This window comes from Martinezella sp. CNPSo 3957, from assembly GCF_057784395.1.
Window position 1 is genome coordinate 41,099 of the sequence record NZ_JBXSOU010000014.1, and the last position, 14,645, is coordinate 55,743.

Sequence of the window (14,645 nt, forward strand, 5' to 3'; positions counted from 1 at the left end):
ACCATCACATATCTAGCAACCCGCAAATCCTGGTAAGGAGCAGCCTATGGCTACCGTTAAAGTCGATACCTCCAACTTCGCCACCGAAGTGCTGCAGTCTGCAGAGCCTGTTGTCGTTGATTTCTGGGCCGAATGGTGCGGTCCGTGCAAGATGATCGCCCCGGCTCTGGAAGAGCTTGCCGTGCAGTTCGAAGGCAAGGTCAAGGTTGCCAAGCTCAACATCGACGAAAATCCGGAACTGGCTGCCCAGTTCGGCGTTCGCTCGATCCCGACGCTCGCCATGTTCAAGGCCGGCGAAGTCGCTGACATCAAGGTCGGCGCCGCTCCCAAGACGGCCCTGCAGAACTGGATCTCCAGCGCAGCCTGATCGGTATCGACTGTAGGAACAAGAGCCCCGCTTCGGCGGGGTTTTTTGTTGGTGCGGAGAGAGCGGGTCATCCTTGCCCTTCGAAGCTTCGCACCTCAGGGTGAGGATGGAGCAGGCTCCTCTCCATGGCAACGCAGAGGCAACGAAGAAATGAGCCCGTAGCGGCTGGGTGCGAAGGTCAGCCTTCATGCTGAGGAGACCCAGGCCGTCTCGAAGCACGAGGGCGGGTGGTTGACCACCCGGCCAGAATCACCGCGGCGGCGTGCCGTTGTCGGCAAGGACATCGCCGACCAGATAGAGCGAACCGCCGATCAGAATGCGTGGGGGAGGCGAATTTGGCGCGGCCGCACCCTTGATCGCATCCAGCGCCTCAACGACGCTGGACATGGGTTCGGCGACAAGGCCGGCATCATAGGCTGCATTCGCCAGGATGACTGGATCGATCATGGCTTCGCTGCCGCGGATCGGCACGCAATAGACCTTTTCAGCCAGGCCGACAAAGGCTTTGAAATAGCCGATCGGATCCTTGGTATTGATCATGCCGATGATCAGAAACAGAGGCCGCGGCTGGCGCTCCTCGAAATTCGCCATGGCCTCGGCGATGACTTCGCCGGCGCCGGGATTGTGGCCGCCATCCACCCAGATCTCGGCGCGCTCCGGGACATGCGCAACCAGCTCACCTTCCGTCAGTCGCTGCAGGCGGCCCGGCCATTCGACCGAGGTCATCGCCTTTTCCATCATCGCTTCGGTCACGACGAAGCCGGCAGCCTTGACGGCGCGGATGGCGGCAGCGGCATTTCCATATTGGTGGCGGCCCGGCAGGCGCGGCAGCGGCAGGTCGGCAAGGCCGAACTCGTCCTGATAGACCAGCTTGCCGTATTCCTCATGGGCGGAGAAATCCTGGCCAAAGACGGCGGTCGGACAACGGAGCCGCTCGGCCGTCGAGATCAGCACGTCGAGTGCCGCATCATAGTCCTGATGGCCTATGACGACGGGATGGCCCGGCTTCATGATGCCGGCCTTTTCGGCAGCGATCAGTTCGACGCGGTCGCCGAGATAGGGCTGGTGATCGAGCGAAATCGGCATGATGACCGACACGGCGGGATCGGAAATGACATTCGTGGCGTCGAAACGGCCGCCAAGGCCAACCTCGATGACGGCAACATCGCCCGGATGTTCGGCAAAGAGGAGAAAGGTCGCGGCCGTCAGAATTTCGAAGACGGTGATCTTTTGCCCGCCATTGGCCTTGGCGATGCGTCTCAGCGCATCGGCAAACACAGCATCGTCGACGAGCTTGCCGCGGCCGCCCTTGACGCCGATGCGATAGCGCTCGTGCCAATTGACGAGATGCGGCGAGGTGTGGACGTGCACGCTATAGCCGCCGGCTTCGAGCAACGCGCGGCAGAAGGCCGTGACGGAACCCTTGCCGTTGGTGCCGGCGACATGGATCACCGGCGGCAATTTCTGATGAGGATTGCCGAGGGCGTCGAGCAGCCGGGTTATTCTCTCCAGAGAAAGATCGAAGCCCTTGGGGTGCAACCCCATGAGCTTCTCGATCTCGCGTGCTGCCTCGCTCATTGCGGATTGGTCCATAGACGTCATCCCGCACCTCCGCCCGTCGGCAATCGATAATGTCAGGCGCTCGCCGCTATCGCCAGTGCCGCGCCATTCTTATTCTTGACCGATACGTCGTTTGCCGGCGCCTTGGTCAGGATCTTCAGAAGCGTCGCCAGGGTGTCAGGAATGTCGTGACGCTTGACCACCATATCCACCATGCCGTGCTCCAGCAGGTATTCCGAGGTCTGGAAGCCCTCGGGTAGCTTTTCGCGCAGCGTCTGCTCGATCACGCGCTTGCCGGCGAAGCCGATTTCAGCCCCGGGTTCGGCCAAATGAATGTCGCCAAGCATGGCGTAGGAGGCCGTGACGCCGCCGGTCGTCGGATTGGTCAAAACCACGACGTAGGGCTGGCCAGCTTCCTTCAGCATGTCGACGGCAACCGTCGTGCGCGGCAGCTGCATCAGCGATAGAATGCCTTCCTGCATGCGGGCGCCGCCCGAAGCCGGGAACATCACGACAGGGCATTTTTCGGCGATCGCACGCTCGAAAGCCTTCACGATCGCTTCGCCGGCCGCCATGCCGAGCGAACCGCCGATGAAGTTGAACTCATGCACGATGGCAACGAGCTTCAGGCCGCGAACTTTGCCGACGCCGGAGAGAATCGTATCCTCCTGCTCGGTCTTCAAGCGGCTGTCCTTCAGGCGGTCGGTATATTTCTTCGAATCCCGGAACTTCAGCGGATCCTGCGCGACCTTCGGCTGCGGCAGGGCTTCGTATTCGCCGTTGTCGAAGAGATCCGCAAGACGAGCCTTGGCCGGCATCTTCATGTGGAAACCGGAAGCAGGGATGACCCACTTGTTGTCTTCCAGATCCTTGTGGAAGACCATTTCGCCCGTTTCCGGGCACTTGATCCAGAGATTCTCCGGAACCTCGCGACGGCCCAGCATGGAATTGATCCGCGGGCGGACGTAGTTCGTGATCCAGTTCAATTCGAAACTCCTAATCGACCGAATTAATCGATATCCTAGTCGTCACCAAATGCCCATAGGCTTTTCCCCTCAATCCGCAGGGGATTAATGAGAGGCCTATATGGAAAAACTATTCGGCGGCAACAAGGCGGGCGGAACGCGTTCCTGTCGACAGGCCGCGCACCAGGGTGGCGACAGCCTGGATGGTGTCTGCTGTTGCCTTGCCATCCTTGGTGAGGCTGGTGGCAATCTGGTTGACGATCGCTGTGCCGACGACAACGCCATCGGCAGACGCGCCGATCAGCTTGGCATGTTCGGCCGTCTTGACGCCAAAACCAACGCAGACCGGCAGACCGGTATGCTGCTTGATGCGCTCGACGGCACCCGACACCAGCGAGGGATCGGGCAATGCCGAACCGGTGATGCCGTTCATCGAGACGTAATAGACGAAACCGGTCGTGTTCTTCAGAACCGTCGGCAGGCGCTTGTCATCGGTGGTCGGCGTTGCCAGGCGGATGAAGTTGATGCCCTTGCGAATGGCCGGAATGCAAAGCTCGTCATCCATTTCCGGCGGCAGGTCGACGACGATCAGGCCGTCGATGCCGGCGGCGATCGCATCGTCCAGGAACTTTTCGACGCCATAGATGTAGATCGGATTGTAATAGCCCATCATCACGATCGGCGTATCGACATCGACCTTGCGGAAATCGGCGGCGAGCTGCAGCGTCTTCTTCAGCGTCTGGCCGGCCTTCAGGGCGCGCTGGCCGGCAAGCTGGATCGCCGGGCCGTCGGCCATGGGATCGGAAAAGGGCATGCCAAGCTCGATGACGTCGGCGCCGGCTTCCGGCAGCGCCTTCATTATGCCGAGCGAGGTCTCGTAATCCGGATCGCCGCCCATGAAATAGGTGACGAGTGCGGGGCGGCCTTCAGCCTTCAAAGCGGCGAAGCGTTTGTCCATACGTGCGGTCATGGCGTCTAACTCACATTCCCAGAATCTTGCCGACGGTAAAGATATCCTTGTCACCGCGGCCGGAGAGGTTCATCAGGATGATCTCGTCCTTGCCCATCTTCGGGGCACGCTTGATCACTTCGGCGAGCGCATGGCTCGGCTCGAGCGCCGGGATGATGCCTTCGAGGCGCGTCAGCGTCTGGAAGGCTTCGAGCGCCTCATGGTCCATGATCGGCACATATTCAGCGCGGCCGATATCGTTCAGCCAGGAATGTTCCGGGCCGATGCCGGGATAATCGAGACCGGCCGAGATGGAATGGCCTTCCTTGATCTGGCCATCGCCATCCTGCAGCAGGTAGGTGCGGTTGCCGTGCAGCACGCCGGGCGAACCGGCGGTGATCGAGGCACAATGCTCGTCACCCTGTAGACCCTTGCCACCAGCTTCGACGCCGACGATCTTGACGCTCTCGTCATCGAGGAAAGGATGGAAGATGCCGATGGCATTCGAGCCGCCGCCGACGGCCGCAATGACGAGATCCGGCAGGCGGCCTTCGGCCTCCAGAATCTGCGCGCGGGCTTCGGTGCCGATCACGGCCTGGAAATCGCGGACCATTTCCGGATAGGGATGCGGGCCGGCAGCCGTGCCGATCAGGTAATAGGTGTCTTCGACATTGGTGACCCAGTCACGAAGGGCTTCGTTCATGGCGTCCTTGAGCGTGCCGCTGCCGGCTGTCACCGGAATGACCTCGGCGCCCAAGAGCTTCATGCGGAACACGTTCGGCGCCTGGCGTTCGACATCGGTTGCGCCCATGTAGACGACGCAAGGCAGGCCGAAACGGGCGGCGACGGTCGCGGACGCGACGCCATGCTGGCCTGCGCCGGTTTCGGCGATGATGCGGGTCTTGCCCATGCGCTTGGCGAGCAGGATCTGGCCGATGCAGTTGTTGATCTTGTGCGAACCGGTATGGTTCAGCTCTTCGCGCTTGAAATAGATCTTTGCGCCGCCAAGCTCAGCCGTCAGGCGCTCGGCGAAATAAAGCGGGCTTGGGCGGCCAATATAGTGCGTGCCGAGAGACTTCAGCTCGGCCTGGAAGGCCGGATCGTCCTTCGCCTTCGCCCATTCCTCCTGCAGATCCAGGATCAGCGGCATGAGCGTTTCGGCTACGAAACGACCGCCGTAAATACCGAAACGGCCGTCCTCGTCGGGGCCGGAGCGGAAGGAATTGGGTTTAGGCGTCTGGTTCACTTTCTACTCCCTGCTGCCGGTTCCGGCAGGCATGCTTCTGCAAAAGCGTCGAAAAACTGGTCGATCTTGCCGAGATCCTTCACGCCAGGCGCACTTTCCAGCGCGGAGGAAAGATCGATACCGCTGGCCTTGGTGGAAGCCAGTGCCTCGGCGACATTGTCCTTGTTGACGCCGCCGGACAGCATGTAATCCACTCGATCGTCGAGCCAGCTCATCAGGCTCCAATCAAAGGATACGCCGTTTCCGCCCGGCAGCACAGAGCCGACCGGCGGTTTGGCATCGAAGAGGAAGCGGTCGGCAATGCCGATATAGGATTCCACCCGCTTCAGATCGTCGGCATCGCGCACCGACATGGCCTTCATGACCGGTACGTTGTGGACCGCCTTGATGGTCAGCACACGTTCCGGGCTTTCATTGCCATGAAGCTGCAGCATATCGGGCTTCACCAGCGCCATGATCTCGTCGAGATCGTCGTTAGTAGGATCGACCGTGACGGCAACCACCTTGGCCTTGCCGCGGGCACGCTCGGCGAGCGCGCCGGCGAGATCCGGCTCGATATAGCGCGGGCTCTTTTCAAAGAAGATAAAGCCGATATGGGTGGCGCCGCGCTCAAGAGCACGATCCACCGCTTCCGGCGTCTTCAGACCACAAATTTTGATATCGGGGTTCATGGCAGCGGAGTGACACGAAATTTCGCAAGAGTCGAGCCTAAAGGCGACGTTGGCGGGATTTTTGCTACCAATGGGTGGCTTGCATCGGTGAGCGACTTTAGCTTTTACAGCTAACGGTTCGCTTACTCGTCGCGCCATTCCGCGGGATCGGCACTGCACAGAAAAACAATGGGAATGCCCTTCCCTTCGATAACCTCCCGATGCTCGACCCAGTCGGTATCTACAGCGTTGTGTATTCTAGCTCCACTTTTCCTAGCTACAGCAGCAAAAACCCGGTCACCCTGATCGAATGCGCTATCAATGATTTCTTTAGGTAGATCAAAATACTGGCCATCGACATTCTTTTCCACGTCAATGCGCTTAATTTTTCTCGGATCGCTATTGATCACTTCAAGATAAAAACGGTCACCAACCCCCGGCTGACCTCTTGGATTCAAATACCTTCGATACTCGTCTTGAATAGCACCCGCACTGTCCAGAAAGATCACGCCCTTGTTTACTGCCTTTTGAAGCAATTCTACAGCCGCTAAGCGACATCCAATCTTCACACGCTCTGAATCACCATTTGCAACAATGGCTACGTTGGTGTCGATCACATACTTAGTCATTCAACTATAGCCTTCATTCGCTTAAGCCGAGCGATCTCCGCTGAAGCAGCTTCGTTGAAGGCGTCACCCATGAACTTATCGGGCCAATTGTTGATCTTACCAAGAAGGTCAACTTCAAGCTTCGTAATCTTACTTGTTCCGTCCTGCGCATCGCAGAAATAGAGCTCTACTTCCTTCGCCTGTAACGCCTCTTCAGCAATTCGGCGTTGAAGGCGAAGCAAGAGATGCTCGGAATGGCTCTCTAAGATTATTTGCACATTTCTGTGCACCGCTGCCTGAATAATGACATCGGCCAAACCCGCCTGAGCCAAGGGGTGTAGATGAATTTCCGGCTGTTCGAGTATGACAGTCGAGCCCTCCGGAACGTATTGGAGGAGCGTAATCACCGGCAGCACTTGTGATATGCCAAACCCTACGTCGGTCAAAAGAACCCAACTTGAGCCAGGACTGGTTCTCACCCTCGCTTGCCACCTATTGGAATTTGGCGCGATTTCCTGCACGGCAAATTCGTGAATGAGCCCCATCTCACGAAGCCAGTATGCGATCATTTCTTGGAACGTTCTAAGGCGCGCCTTAGGTTTGAGATTCCGCATCTCGCCGGCTTCCGTCGCCGCCAAAATCGCATCGATGACCTTGTCCCCACGCGGACCAACGTCCGATGGCCGTGATCTAGACCACAAGTAATCGCGCTGAGGGTATTCGCGGAGTGGCCCTAAGTAGAAGATTTTATCGAGTTGAGCTTCATACGCTGCTTCCAGATCGGCCAGAAATCCGGCATTTTGGAAATAGGTTCGCGCTTGATCTGGAAACGCATATGACTTTATCGGACCAGGTAACTGCCAAGCACGGCCTTTTGTCCTCACAAAGGAAAAGCTAGGGCTCTTTCCATCGTGTCTCGAGCAAGTGAGATCGAACTGAGAAGTTTGTTCTCTTTTGAGGGCGAGCGTAAATTTGAGCTCCCCCAAACTATAAGAAATGCTAGTCGCAACAGGCGCGTGGTTTTGTACGGCGGTGTTCGCCCTGACCGTTAATTCATATCCGCGCACTATTGTTGCGGACCTTTTCTGGCTTGCGTCTGACAGCGTTAATTCAGATTCGAGATCAATTCCAAGAACCCAACGTACCGACTGGCTCTCATCATGCTTGTAGATAACATCCATGATCGAACCGAGTTTTACGTAGTCTCCATTAAGCTCTAGAGATATCGCCCGGTCAGTGGCGTCTTTGGTCTGTTTCAACATGAGAAGAAATTGAATCAGACTCGTCTTACCGGACGAATTCGTGCCGAAAACGCCTGTGATTCGGGCACAGCGTAGTTTTGCCGCTTGCCACGATTTAAAGTTTTCGAATTCAAATCTGGTAAGCATCACATCTCCCAAGAAGACACACCATGTCCCCCTCTTACCGAATTGGTATTAATCGCAAACTGGCACCTAAACTGCAATTAATCGCTTACCAAATTTTACGGCAATAGGATCTGCAGGAAGTCAGTTCAGTTGCATTCAATCAAAATCGATCGCATGCAGCTGGCTGCCGTGGCGCTTCAGCCAGGCTTTCGCCTCATCCATGTCGGGGCAGAGCTTGCGGCAGAGCGCCCAGAAGCGTGGGCCGTGGTTCATTTCGCGTAAATGCGCGACTTCGTGAGCGGCGAGATAATCGATAACCAAGGGCGGCGCCATGACTATGCGCCAGGAGAAGCTCAGATTTCCCTGCGAGGAACAGGAGCCCCAGCGGCTGCGGGTATCCTTCATGGTGATTGACGTGACGTTGGCGCGGATGGTCTTGGCGTGGACAGCGACAAGCTTTTCCAGATCGGCGCGCGCCTCCTTCTTGAGGAAGGTGGCGATGCGGCGGCCGGCATGTTCCGGCATGCCGCTGACGCGCAGAACAGGCATGCCCTCGATGGTGACGGCTTCGGTGAGGCCGCGCAGAGTGCCGGTATGCTCGATCCGGTGACGCACGCCGCGCAGGAGGATTTCGCTGCCGCTGCGCAGGCTGCTGTCGACGGAGAATTTTGCGAGCTTCGTCAGCAGCCAGCCTTGATGCCGGTCGAGGAAGGCGTTGACCTCGCGTGCCGCCAACCCACGTGGAATGGTCATCTTCAGCGACCGCCCGCCGGGCTCGATCCTGAGCGTGATGCGGGTCGCGCGCTCGTGCTGACGGATCGTCAGCGGCATTAGCCGGCCGGCGACATCAAGGGTGCGCGTTTCCGGCGCGGCCAACTTGGCTTGCGGTTTGCGGGATCTGGAGAGCAACGGAAACATGAGGCAGTTTTATATGATTCGCCAAAGCGCGTCGCAATCTTTGAGATTTGCTCCTTGCGCTTTGGTCCCCGATTTTCGCATGTCGTTATCGCAAAACCGCTGCGCACTTTTGCGCGACTTGCTTTGCGGATTCTGGCAAAGAAAAACCGGCATCGGATGATGCCGGTTTTGACCTCGTGACGGAACTTCCGTCACGGCGTCTGGAATTCAGTCGGCGAGCCGCCATTGTCATTGCGCTTGACGCTGTTGCGCTCGCGCATGAAACGGTCGAACTCATCCTGATCCTTGGCGCGGCGTAGCTCGCGGACATAGGTGTCAAACTCGGCGCGCATCTCGTCCAGCTTACGGCGCTCCTCTTCGAGGCGCTCGAGCTCTGCCCGGCGCCAGTCGTCGAAGGCGACGTTGCCGGTGGAGAAGGAGTGGCGATGACGATTGCGATGACGTCCGCAGCCAGCAAACATGCCGTCGGTCCTTTCGTTTACATCCCGTTTGAATTCCCGCAGACGTTCTCCAAAGAGAATATAGGCGAGCATGGCAAAGCCCAGCGGCCAGAAGACCACGAAGCCAAGCACCATCAGGGCAATAGTAGCCGGAGTCCAATCCGGGCGAAGCAATGCAGATTGATTCATTGTCAGGTATCCTCGCACGGCGCATCGCCCCTCGACCGAGACCGGTCAATGGTCAGGCTTCTGCGCGGTTTTTAAAGCTCTACCTGCATCTCAGCGCGTTCCAAGGACGCGCGGCGCGGTAAACGGCCCGATCACTGCGGTACCGCTGGAATCGAGATGGTAACCTCTTCGTGAGGCTTCAATGGGATCGCCAGGCGGATTCGCACAAGTACTTGAATCCGCCTGGATAATTCAACAAAAGCTAATAGTTTGCACAGCAGGAACTGTTCGGCTCCTCAACAAGCTCCGAACCGCTCTATCCCGTTGATTTTGCTTACGCTCAGGCCGACTTTCCGCCCTTGATGACGCGCTTGACAACCGACCGACCGGTACGGGCATGCTCGCGGGTGAAGGCCAGGATGCGCGGCGCGATCTCGCGGCGGAAGCGCGAGCCGTTGAAGACGCCGTAATGGCCGACATCCGGCTGCAGATAGTGCATGCGCATATGGTCGGGGATATTGGTACAGATGGTTTGCGCCGCATGCGTCTGGCCAACGCCGGAAATATCGTCGTTTTCACCTTCGACGGTCAGAAGCGCGACGTTACGGATGGCGGAGGGATCGACGCGCTCGCCGCGATGCATGAGCTCGCCCTTGGGCAGCGCGTGTTTGATGAAGACCTGATCGACTGTCTGCAGATAGAACTCCGCCGTCAGATCCATGACAGCCAGATATTCGTCGTAGAAATCGCGGTGCTTTTCGGCCGGCTCGCCGTCGTTCTTGACGAGGTGCACGAAGAAGTCCTTGTGGGCGATCATATGGCGGTCGAGGTTCATCGACATGAAGCCGGAAAGCTGCAGGAAGCCGGGATAAACGGGCCGCATGAAACCCGGCTGCGGCCAGGGCACGTTCATGACAACATTGTCGGCAAACCATTCCAGCGGCTTCTCCTTGGCGAGCTGGTTGACGGCAGTCGGATTGATGCGGGTATCGATCGGGCCACCCATCAGTGTCATCGACGACGGCGCCAGGCGATCGCCCGCCGCCTCCATGACGGCCGCCGCTGCGAGAACCGGGACGGATGGCTGGCAGACGGCGACGACATGCGTATCCGACCCGAGGTGGTGCAACATCTCAATGACGTAATCGATATAATCCTCCAGATCGAAGGTGCCTTCCGTCATCGGCACCATACGAGCATCGATCCAGTCGGTAATGTAGACGTCAGCACCCGGCAGCAGGGCTTCCACCGTGCCGCGCAGCAGCGTCGCATAGTGGCCGGACATCGGCGCGACGATCAGAATGCGGGGATCGGCGCCGTGGCCGGCGGGCAAGCTGCGCTCGAAATGGATGAGATTGCAGAAGGGCTTCTTCCAGACGATCTTTTCATGCACGGAGACGCGTTTGCCCTCAATCTCGGTTTCAGGCAGGCCGAATTCCGGCTTGCCATAGCGCCGTGTAGTGCGCTCGAAAACCTCGAGGCTCGCCGTCAAGGTGCGGCCGAATACGGTATGAGAGAGGGGATTAAGGGGATTGGCATAGGCCAGGCGCATCATGTCCGCCGCGGCGCGAAAAGGGGCGAGAGCGGCGTGATTGAGTTCATAAAACTGATAAAACATAGGGGCTTTACCTTTCGTGATGCGGGGCATCCGGCCGCGCAAATCACCTAAATCATTGAAGCGCACGCGTCTTGCGTGTCGCTGCCTTCACTGCGGCGCTCCTCCGGTCGCGCGGTGCAGCAGGAGAATGATGGCTCCTCGGGAGCGATCCTCATCCTTCCTATAATCCAACCTAGCAGTTTTTGCTGCAGAGCAACATAACTTCAATTGGTTCTTATCGATAAAAAACGCCGGAGAATCGCTTCCCCGGCATCAAGAATGATCTCGAAAGGTTAAAGTTCCTGAGCTCAGGCATCGGCGAGGAAGGTCTGGCGTTGGGTGCCAAGACCCTCCATGCCGAGCTCGACGACATCGCCCGGCCTCAGGTACTGCGGCGGCTTCATGCCCATGCCGACGCCGGGAGGCGTGCCGGTGGAGATGACGTCGCCCGGATGCAGCGACATGAACTGGCTGAGATAGGAGACGAGGTAGGCAACGCCATAGACCATCGTCCTGGTCGAGCCATTCTGCATCATCTTGCCGTTGACTTTCAGCCACATGCCGAGATTCTGCGGATCGGCAATCTCGTCCTTGGTGACGAGCCAGGGGCCGATCGGGCCGAAGGTGTCGCAGGACTTGCCCTTGGTCCACTGTCCGGAGCGCTCGGTCTGGAAGGCGCGCTCGGAGACATCGTGGGAAACGCAGTAACCGGCGACATAATCAAGCGCATCGGCTTCGCTAACATATTTCGCCTTCTTGCCGATGACGACACCGAGCTCGACTTCCCAGTCGGTCTTTTCCGAGCCGCGCGGGATCAGCACATTGTCGTTCGGACCGACGATAGCAGAGCTTGCCTTCATGAAGATGATCGGCTCCGGCGGCACGGTAGCGCCGGTTTCGGCAGCATGGTCGGAGAAGTTCAGGCCGATGCAGATGAACTTGCCGGTGCCGGCGACGCAGGCGCCGAGGCGGCCTTCCGGCAACTCGGGCAGGCTCTTCGGATCGAGGGCCGCAATCTTTGCCAGACCTGCCGGCGAAATCGCCTCGCCGCCGATATCGGCGACATGGGCGGAGAGATCGCGGATCTTGCCGTCGCTATCCAGAAGCGCCGGCTTTTCCTTGCCGACTTCGCCAACACGCAACAGTTTCATGGATTTTCCTTCCCTGCATTTTCAAAGACGAGATCGATGGCGTCATATATGAACGAGTTATTCACCAGTGTCATCAATCGATTTCCGAAAGCCTAGCATGGCTCGGCTCTCCGCGCTGGAAAAACAGCTTTTCTAGTTTGGGGATAGTGACCTGGCGATGTCGACGATGACGTCAAAGGCCGTATTGATGTCTTCAGCGGTCGCCTCGAACTGACCGGCCTGGAAGCGGATGACCAGCCGGCCGCCGACGCGGGTCTGCGTCAGGTAAATGCGGCCGTCATTGTTGATGGCATTGAGCAGTCGCTGCGTATGCTGTTCCTGATCGACTCCCGCAGGCGCCTTATGATCGAAGGAGAACAGCGACAGGAACGGCTCGGTAACAATTTCGAAATCCGGCTCTGCAGCTAGGCGCATCGCCAGATTCTGCGACCAGGACACATGGTTGCGGATCATCGTGCGCAATCCTTCCAGGCCGTGATAGCGCAACAAAAACCAGAGCTTCAGCGCACGGAAGCGGCGGCCGAGCGGCACGGACCATTCCGAGTAATTGATGATGCCATCATGGCCGTGCGTGCGCAGATACTCGGGCTGGATCGCCAGCGTGCGGACCAGCGTCTCCGGCTCACGAACGAACTGGACGGAGCAATCGAATTGCGCACCGAGCCATTTATGCGGGTTGAAGACGACGGAATCGGCCTGTTCGACGCCTTGCCACAGAGTGCGAAATTCCGGGCAGATCATCGCCGAGCCCGCCCACGCGGCATCGATATGGACATAGAGCCCATGCGCATGGGCGACCTCCACGAGGGCCGCGATATCGTCGCAGGCACCGACGCTGGTGCCGCCGACGCAGGCGATGACACCGGCGGGCAGCAACCCGGCCGCGCGATCGCGCTCGATCGCATCGGCAAGTGCTTTCGGATCCATGGCCTTGTTGGGACCGCCGGTGGGGATGCGCACCAGATTCTCATGGCCGATGCCAGCAATCCAGATGGCGCGGTCGATTGATGTGTGGACCTGATCCGTGGAATAGATGCGCACTGCCTTGTTGGCCGCAAGCCCGCTTTTGTTGCCCTGCCAGTCCAGCGCTCTTTCGCGCATGACCAGAACAGCGGCAAGGGTCGCGGTCGAGGCGGAATCCTGAATGACGCCCGTGAAGGTTTCAGGCAGGCCGAGGGCCTGGCGCAGCCAGTCAACGACCTTCGTTTCAAGTTCTGTTGCGGAGGGCGATGTCTGCCACAGCATGCATTGCGCGGCGATGGCGCTGACCAGATATTCGGCAACCACCGAGACGGGGGCGGCATTGGCAGGAAAATAGGCGAAAAAGCGCGGATGCTGCCAATGCGTCATGCCGGGCACCAGGATATTCTCAAAATCTTTGAAGATATCCTCCATGGCTTCGCCCGTTTCCGGTGGAGAATCGGCTATATGCGCCGCAATCTCGCCCGGCGCCATCTTCGCCCGGACCGGCCTGTCGCGAAGCGACGCACGATAATCCGCGCCCCAATTGGCCGCCTTCTCCGACCACTGGCGAAACTGCTCCCAATCCATGACGATCCTCCCTGCTCCATCGGACGGGCGGACCTTAGACCGGTTTCGATACTCGGTCGAGTATCAGAAAAGCTCGTCCAGCGCCGGCCCCAGCGGCACGATGCCTGTGGGATTGAGCGTCGAAATCGAGTAGTAGCCGCGCTTGATATGATCGAAGTCAACGGTTTCGGCAACACCTGGCCAATCGAACATCCGGCGGCAGAAAGACTGGAGGTTGGCATAGTCCGACAGCCGGCGCAGATTGCATTTGAACAGGCCGTGATAGGCGACATCGAAACGGACGAGGGTAACGAACAGCCTGATATCGCTCTCCGTCGGATTGGCGGCAAAGAGGAAATCCCTGCCCTCCAGCTCGGTCTCGATCTGATCAAGGCAATCGAAGACCTCGCTGAAGGCTTCTTCATAGGCGATCTGCGTCGTGGCGAAGCCCGTGCGATAGACGCCATTGTTGAGAGCAGGATAGATCCGGGCATTGAAACTGTCGATTTCATCCCGCTTGCCGGCCGGATAAAGATCGATGTCATTGCGGGCAAGATCGCCGAAGCCGTCATTCAGCATGCGCAGGATATCGGAGGATTCGTTGTTGACGATCGTGCCTTTCTGCTTGTCCCATAGGACCGGTACGGTTGCGCGTCCGGTGAAGACAGGATCGGCCTTGGTGTAAATCTCGTGCATGTAGGTAGCGCCGTTTATCGGATCGTTCGTCGCGCCGGGATAGTCGCCAAACTGCCAGCCCTGCTTGGACAATACGGGTTCGACGATGGAAACGGAAATGACCTCTTCCAGACCCTTCAGCTTGCGGCCAATCAGGGTACGTGAAGCCCAGGGGCAGATTAGCGCGACATAAAGATGATAGCGGCCGGCCTCCGCTTTGAAACCGCCGTCACCCGTCGGTCCTGCACGACCATCGGGCGTGACCCAGTTGCGGAAGCTCGAAATCTGGCGAACGAAACCGCCCTTCTCATCCTTGGCCTGAACCGGCTGCCAATCCTCAGTCCATTTTCCATTTACCAGCAAGGCTCTATCTCCGCTCGCACGCGTTCCTGTAGGGGCGAAGCATAGCGGAACAGAATTTCACGGGAATAACGCAAACTTGAAACAGACTGTC

The 14,645-nt window shown here is 58.5% G+C and carries 14 protein-coding genes; 1 reads left to right on the plus strand and 13 read right to left on the minus strand.

What is annotated here, in order from left to right; genetic code table 11:
- The first annotated feature begins 46 nt into the window (after positions 1 to 46).
- Positions 47 to 367, plus strand: coding sequence for a thioredoxin (gene trxA / locus AC13QE_RS25635; protein WP_015338194.1), 321 nt, complete (start codon positions 47 to 49; stop codon positions 365 to 367).
- A gap of 249 nt (positions 368 to 616) precedes the next feature.
- Here the strand turns inward: trxA and AC13QE_RS25640 are convergent, their stop codons facing one another.
- The 13 genes from AC13QE_RS25640 to AC13QE_RS25700 all read right to left on the minus strand — a co-directional run bounded on the left by AC13QE_RS25640 (position 617) and on the right by AC13QE_RS25700 (position 14,554).
- On the minus strand, positions 617 to 1,969 hold the full coding sequence (locus AC13QE_RS25640; protein WP_488485810.1) for a bifunctional folylpolyglutamate synthase/dihydrofolate synthase: 1,353 nt from the start codon (positions 1,967 to 1,969) through the stop codon (positions 617 to 619).
- A 32-nt stretch (positions 1,970 to 2,001) separates the two neighbouring features.
- Positions 2,002 to 2,913 carry an acetyl-CoA carboxylase, carboxyltransferase subunit beta gene (gene accD, locus AC13QE_RS25645; RefSeq protein WP_015338192.1) on the minus strand — a complete coding sequence of 304 codons (912 nt, stop codon included), beginning with the start codon at positions 2,911 to 2,913 and terminating at the stop codon, positions 2,002 to 2,004.
- Between the two features lie 109 nt (positions 2,914 to 3,022).
- The gene (trpA, locus tag AC13QE_RS25650; protein WP_488485811.1) at positions 3,023 to 3,862 is read right to left on the minus strand and encodes a tryptophan synthase subunit alpha; all 840 of its coding nucleotides are present in this window, start codon (positions 3,860 to 3,862) and stop codon (positions 3,023 to 3,025) included.
- Positions 3,863 to 3,872: 10 nt separating this feature from the next.
- Positions 3,873 to 5,087: a tryptophan synthase subunit beta gene (gene trpB / locus AC13QE_RS25655; RefSeq protein WP_132719612.1), complete on the minus strand. Its 1,215-nt coding sequence runs from the start codon at positions 5,085 to 5,087 to the stop codon at positions 3,873 to 3,875.
- On the minus strand, positions 5,084 to 5,758 hold the full coding sequence (locus tag AC13QE_RS25660; protein ID WP_488485812.1) for a phosphoribosylanthranilate isomerase: 675 nt from the start codon (positions 5,756 to 5,758) through the stop codon (positions 5,084 to 5,086). Before AC13QE_RS25660 ends, trpB begins: the two co-directional genes overlap by 4 nt.
- Before the next feature lie 122 nt (positions 5,759 to 5,880).
- On the minus strand, positions 5,881 to 6,366 hold the full coding sequence (locus AC13QE_RS25665) for a hypothetical protein (protein WP_488485813.1): 486 nt from the start codon (positions 6,364 to 6,366) through the stop codon (positions 5,881 to 5,883).
- The gene (locus tag AC13QE_RS25670) at positions 6,363 to 7,733 is read right to left on the minus strand and encodes an AAA family ATPase (RefSeq protein WP_488485814.1); all 1,371 of its coding nucleotides are present in this window, start codon (positions 7,731 to 7,733) and stop codon (positions 6,363 to 6,365) included. The genes AC13QE_RS25665 and AC13QE_RS25670 overlap by 4 nt, the downstream gene beginning before the upstream one ends.
- Positions 7,734 to 7,868: 135 nt before the next feature.
- Complete coding sequence (locus AC13QE_RS25675) at positions 7,869 to 8,630, minus strand: M48 family metallopeptidase (protein WP_488485815.1); 762 nt, start codon at positions 8,628 to 8,630, stop codon at positions 7,869 to 7,871.
- Positions 8,631 to 8,821: 191 nt separating this feature from the next.
- Positions 8,822 to 9,259 carry a DUF2852 domain-containing protein gene (locus AC13QE_RS25680; protein ID WP_132719618.1) on the minus strand — a complete coding sequence of 146 codons (438 nt, stop codon included), beginning with the start codon at positions 9,257 to 9,259 and terminating at the stop codon, positions 8,822 to 8,824.
- Positions 9,260 to 9,578: 319 nt separating this feature from the next.
- Positions 9,579 to 10,856: a polyhydroxyalkanoate depolymerase gene (locus AC13QE_RS25685; RefSeq protein WP_488485816.1), complete on the minus strand. Its 1,278-nt coding sequence runs from the start codon at positions 10,854 to 10,856 to the stop codon at positions 9,579 to 9,581.
- 287 nt (positions 10,857 to 11,143) lie between these two features.
- Positions 11,144 to 11,986 carry a fumarylacetoacetate hydrolase family protein gene (locus tag AC13QE_RS25690; RefSeq protein ID WP_015338182.1) on the minus strand — a complete coding sequence of 281 codons (843 nt, stop codon included), beginning with the start codon at positions 11,984 to 11,986 and terminating at the stop codon, positions 11,144 to 11,146.
- 132 nt (positions 11,987 to 12,118) lie between these two features.
- Positions 12,119 to 13,537: a pyridoxal phosphate-dependent decarboxylase family protein gene (locus AC13QE_RS25695; protein ID WP_488485817.1), complete on the minus strand. Its 1,419-nt coding sequence runs from the start codon at positions 13,535 to 13,537 to the stop codon at positions 12,119 to 12,121.
- Between the two features lie 63 nt (positions 13,538 to 13,600).
- Positions 13,601 to 14,554 (minus strand): glutathione S-transferase family protein, encoded by a 954-nt coding sequence (locus AC13QE_RS25700; protein WP_488485818.1) that lies wholly within the window; start codon positions 14,552 to 14,554, stop codon positions 13,601 to 13,603.
- Positions 14,555 to 14,645 lie beyond the last annotated feature (91 nt).

Bases quoted from the DNA above. Each gene is read 5' to 3' on its own strand.
- AC13QE_RS25665 (WP_488485813.1), bottom strand. From the start codon at position 6,366: ATGACTAAGTATGTGATCGACACCAACGTAGCCATTGTTGCAAATGGT.
- AC13QE_RS25680 (WP_132719618.1), bottom strand. From the start codon at position 9,259: ATGAATCAATCTGCATTGCTTCGCCCGGATTGGACTCCGGCTACTATT.
- AC13QE_RS25690 (WP_015338182.1), bottom strand. From the start codon at position 11,986: ATGAAACTGTTGCGTGTTGGCGAAGTCGGCAAGGAAAAGCCGGCGCTT.
- AC13QE_RS25675 (WP_488485815.1), bottom strand. From the start codon at position 8,630: ATGTTTCCGTTGCTCTCCAGATCCCGCAAACCGCAAGCCAAGTTGGCC.
- AC13QE_RS25685 (WP_488485816.1), bottom strand. From the start codon at position 10,856: ATGTTTTATCAGTTTTATGAACTCAATCACGCCGCTCTCGCCCCTTTT.
- AC13QE_RS25660 (WP_488485812.1), bottom strand. From the start codon at position 5,758: ATGAACCCCGATATCAAAATTTGTGGTCTGAAGACGCCGGAAGCGGTG.
- trpA (WP_488485811.1), bottom strand. From the start codon at position 3,862: ATGACCGCACGTATGGACAAACGCTTCGCCGCTTTGAAGGCTGAAGGC.
- AC13QE_RS25695 (WP_488485817.1), bottom strand. From the start codon at position 13,537: ATGGATTGGGAGCAGTTTCGCCAGTGGTCGGAGAAGGCGGCCAATTGG.
- AC13QE_RS25640 (WP_488485810.1), bottom strand. From the start codon at position 1,969: ATGACGTCTATGGACCAATCCGCAATGAGCGAGGCAGCACGCGAGATC.
- trxA (WP_015338194.1), top strand. From the start codon at position 47: ATGGCTACCGTTAAAGTCGATACCTCCAACTTCGCCACCGAAGTGCTG.
- AC13QE_RS25670 (WP_488485814.1), bottom strand. From the start codon at position 7,733: ATGCTTACCAGATTTGAATTCGAAAACTTTAAATCGTGGCAAGCGGCA.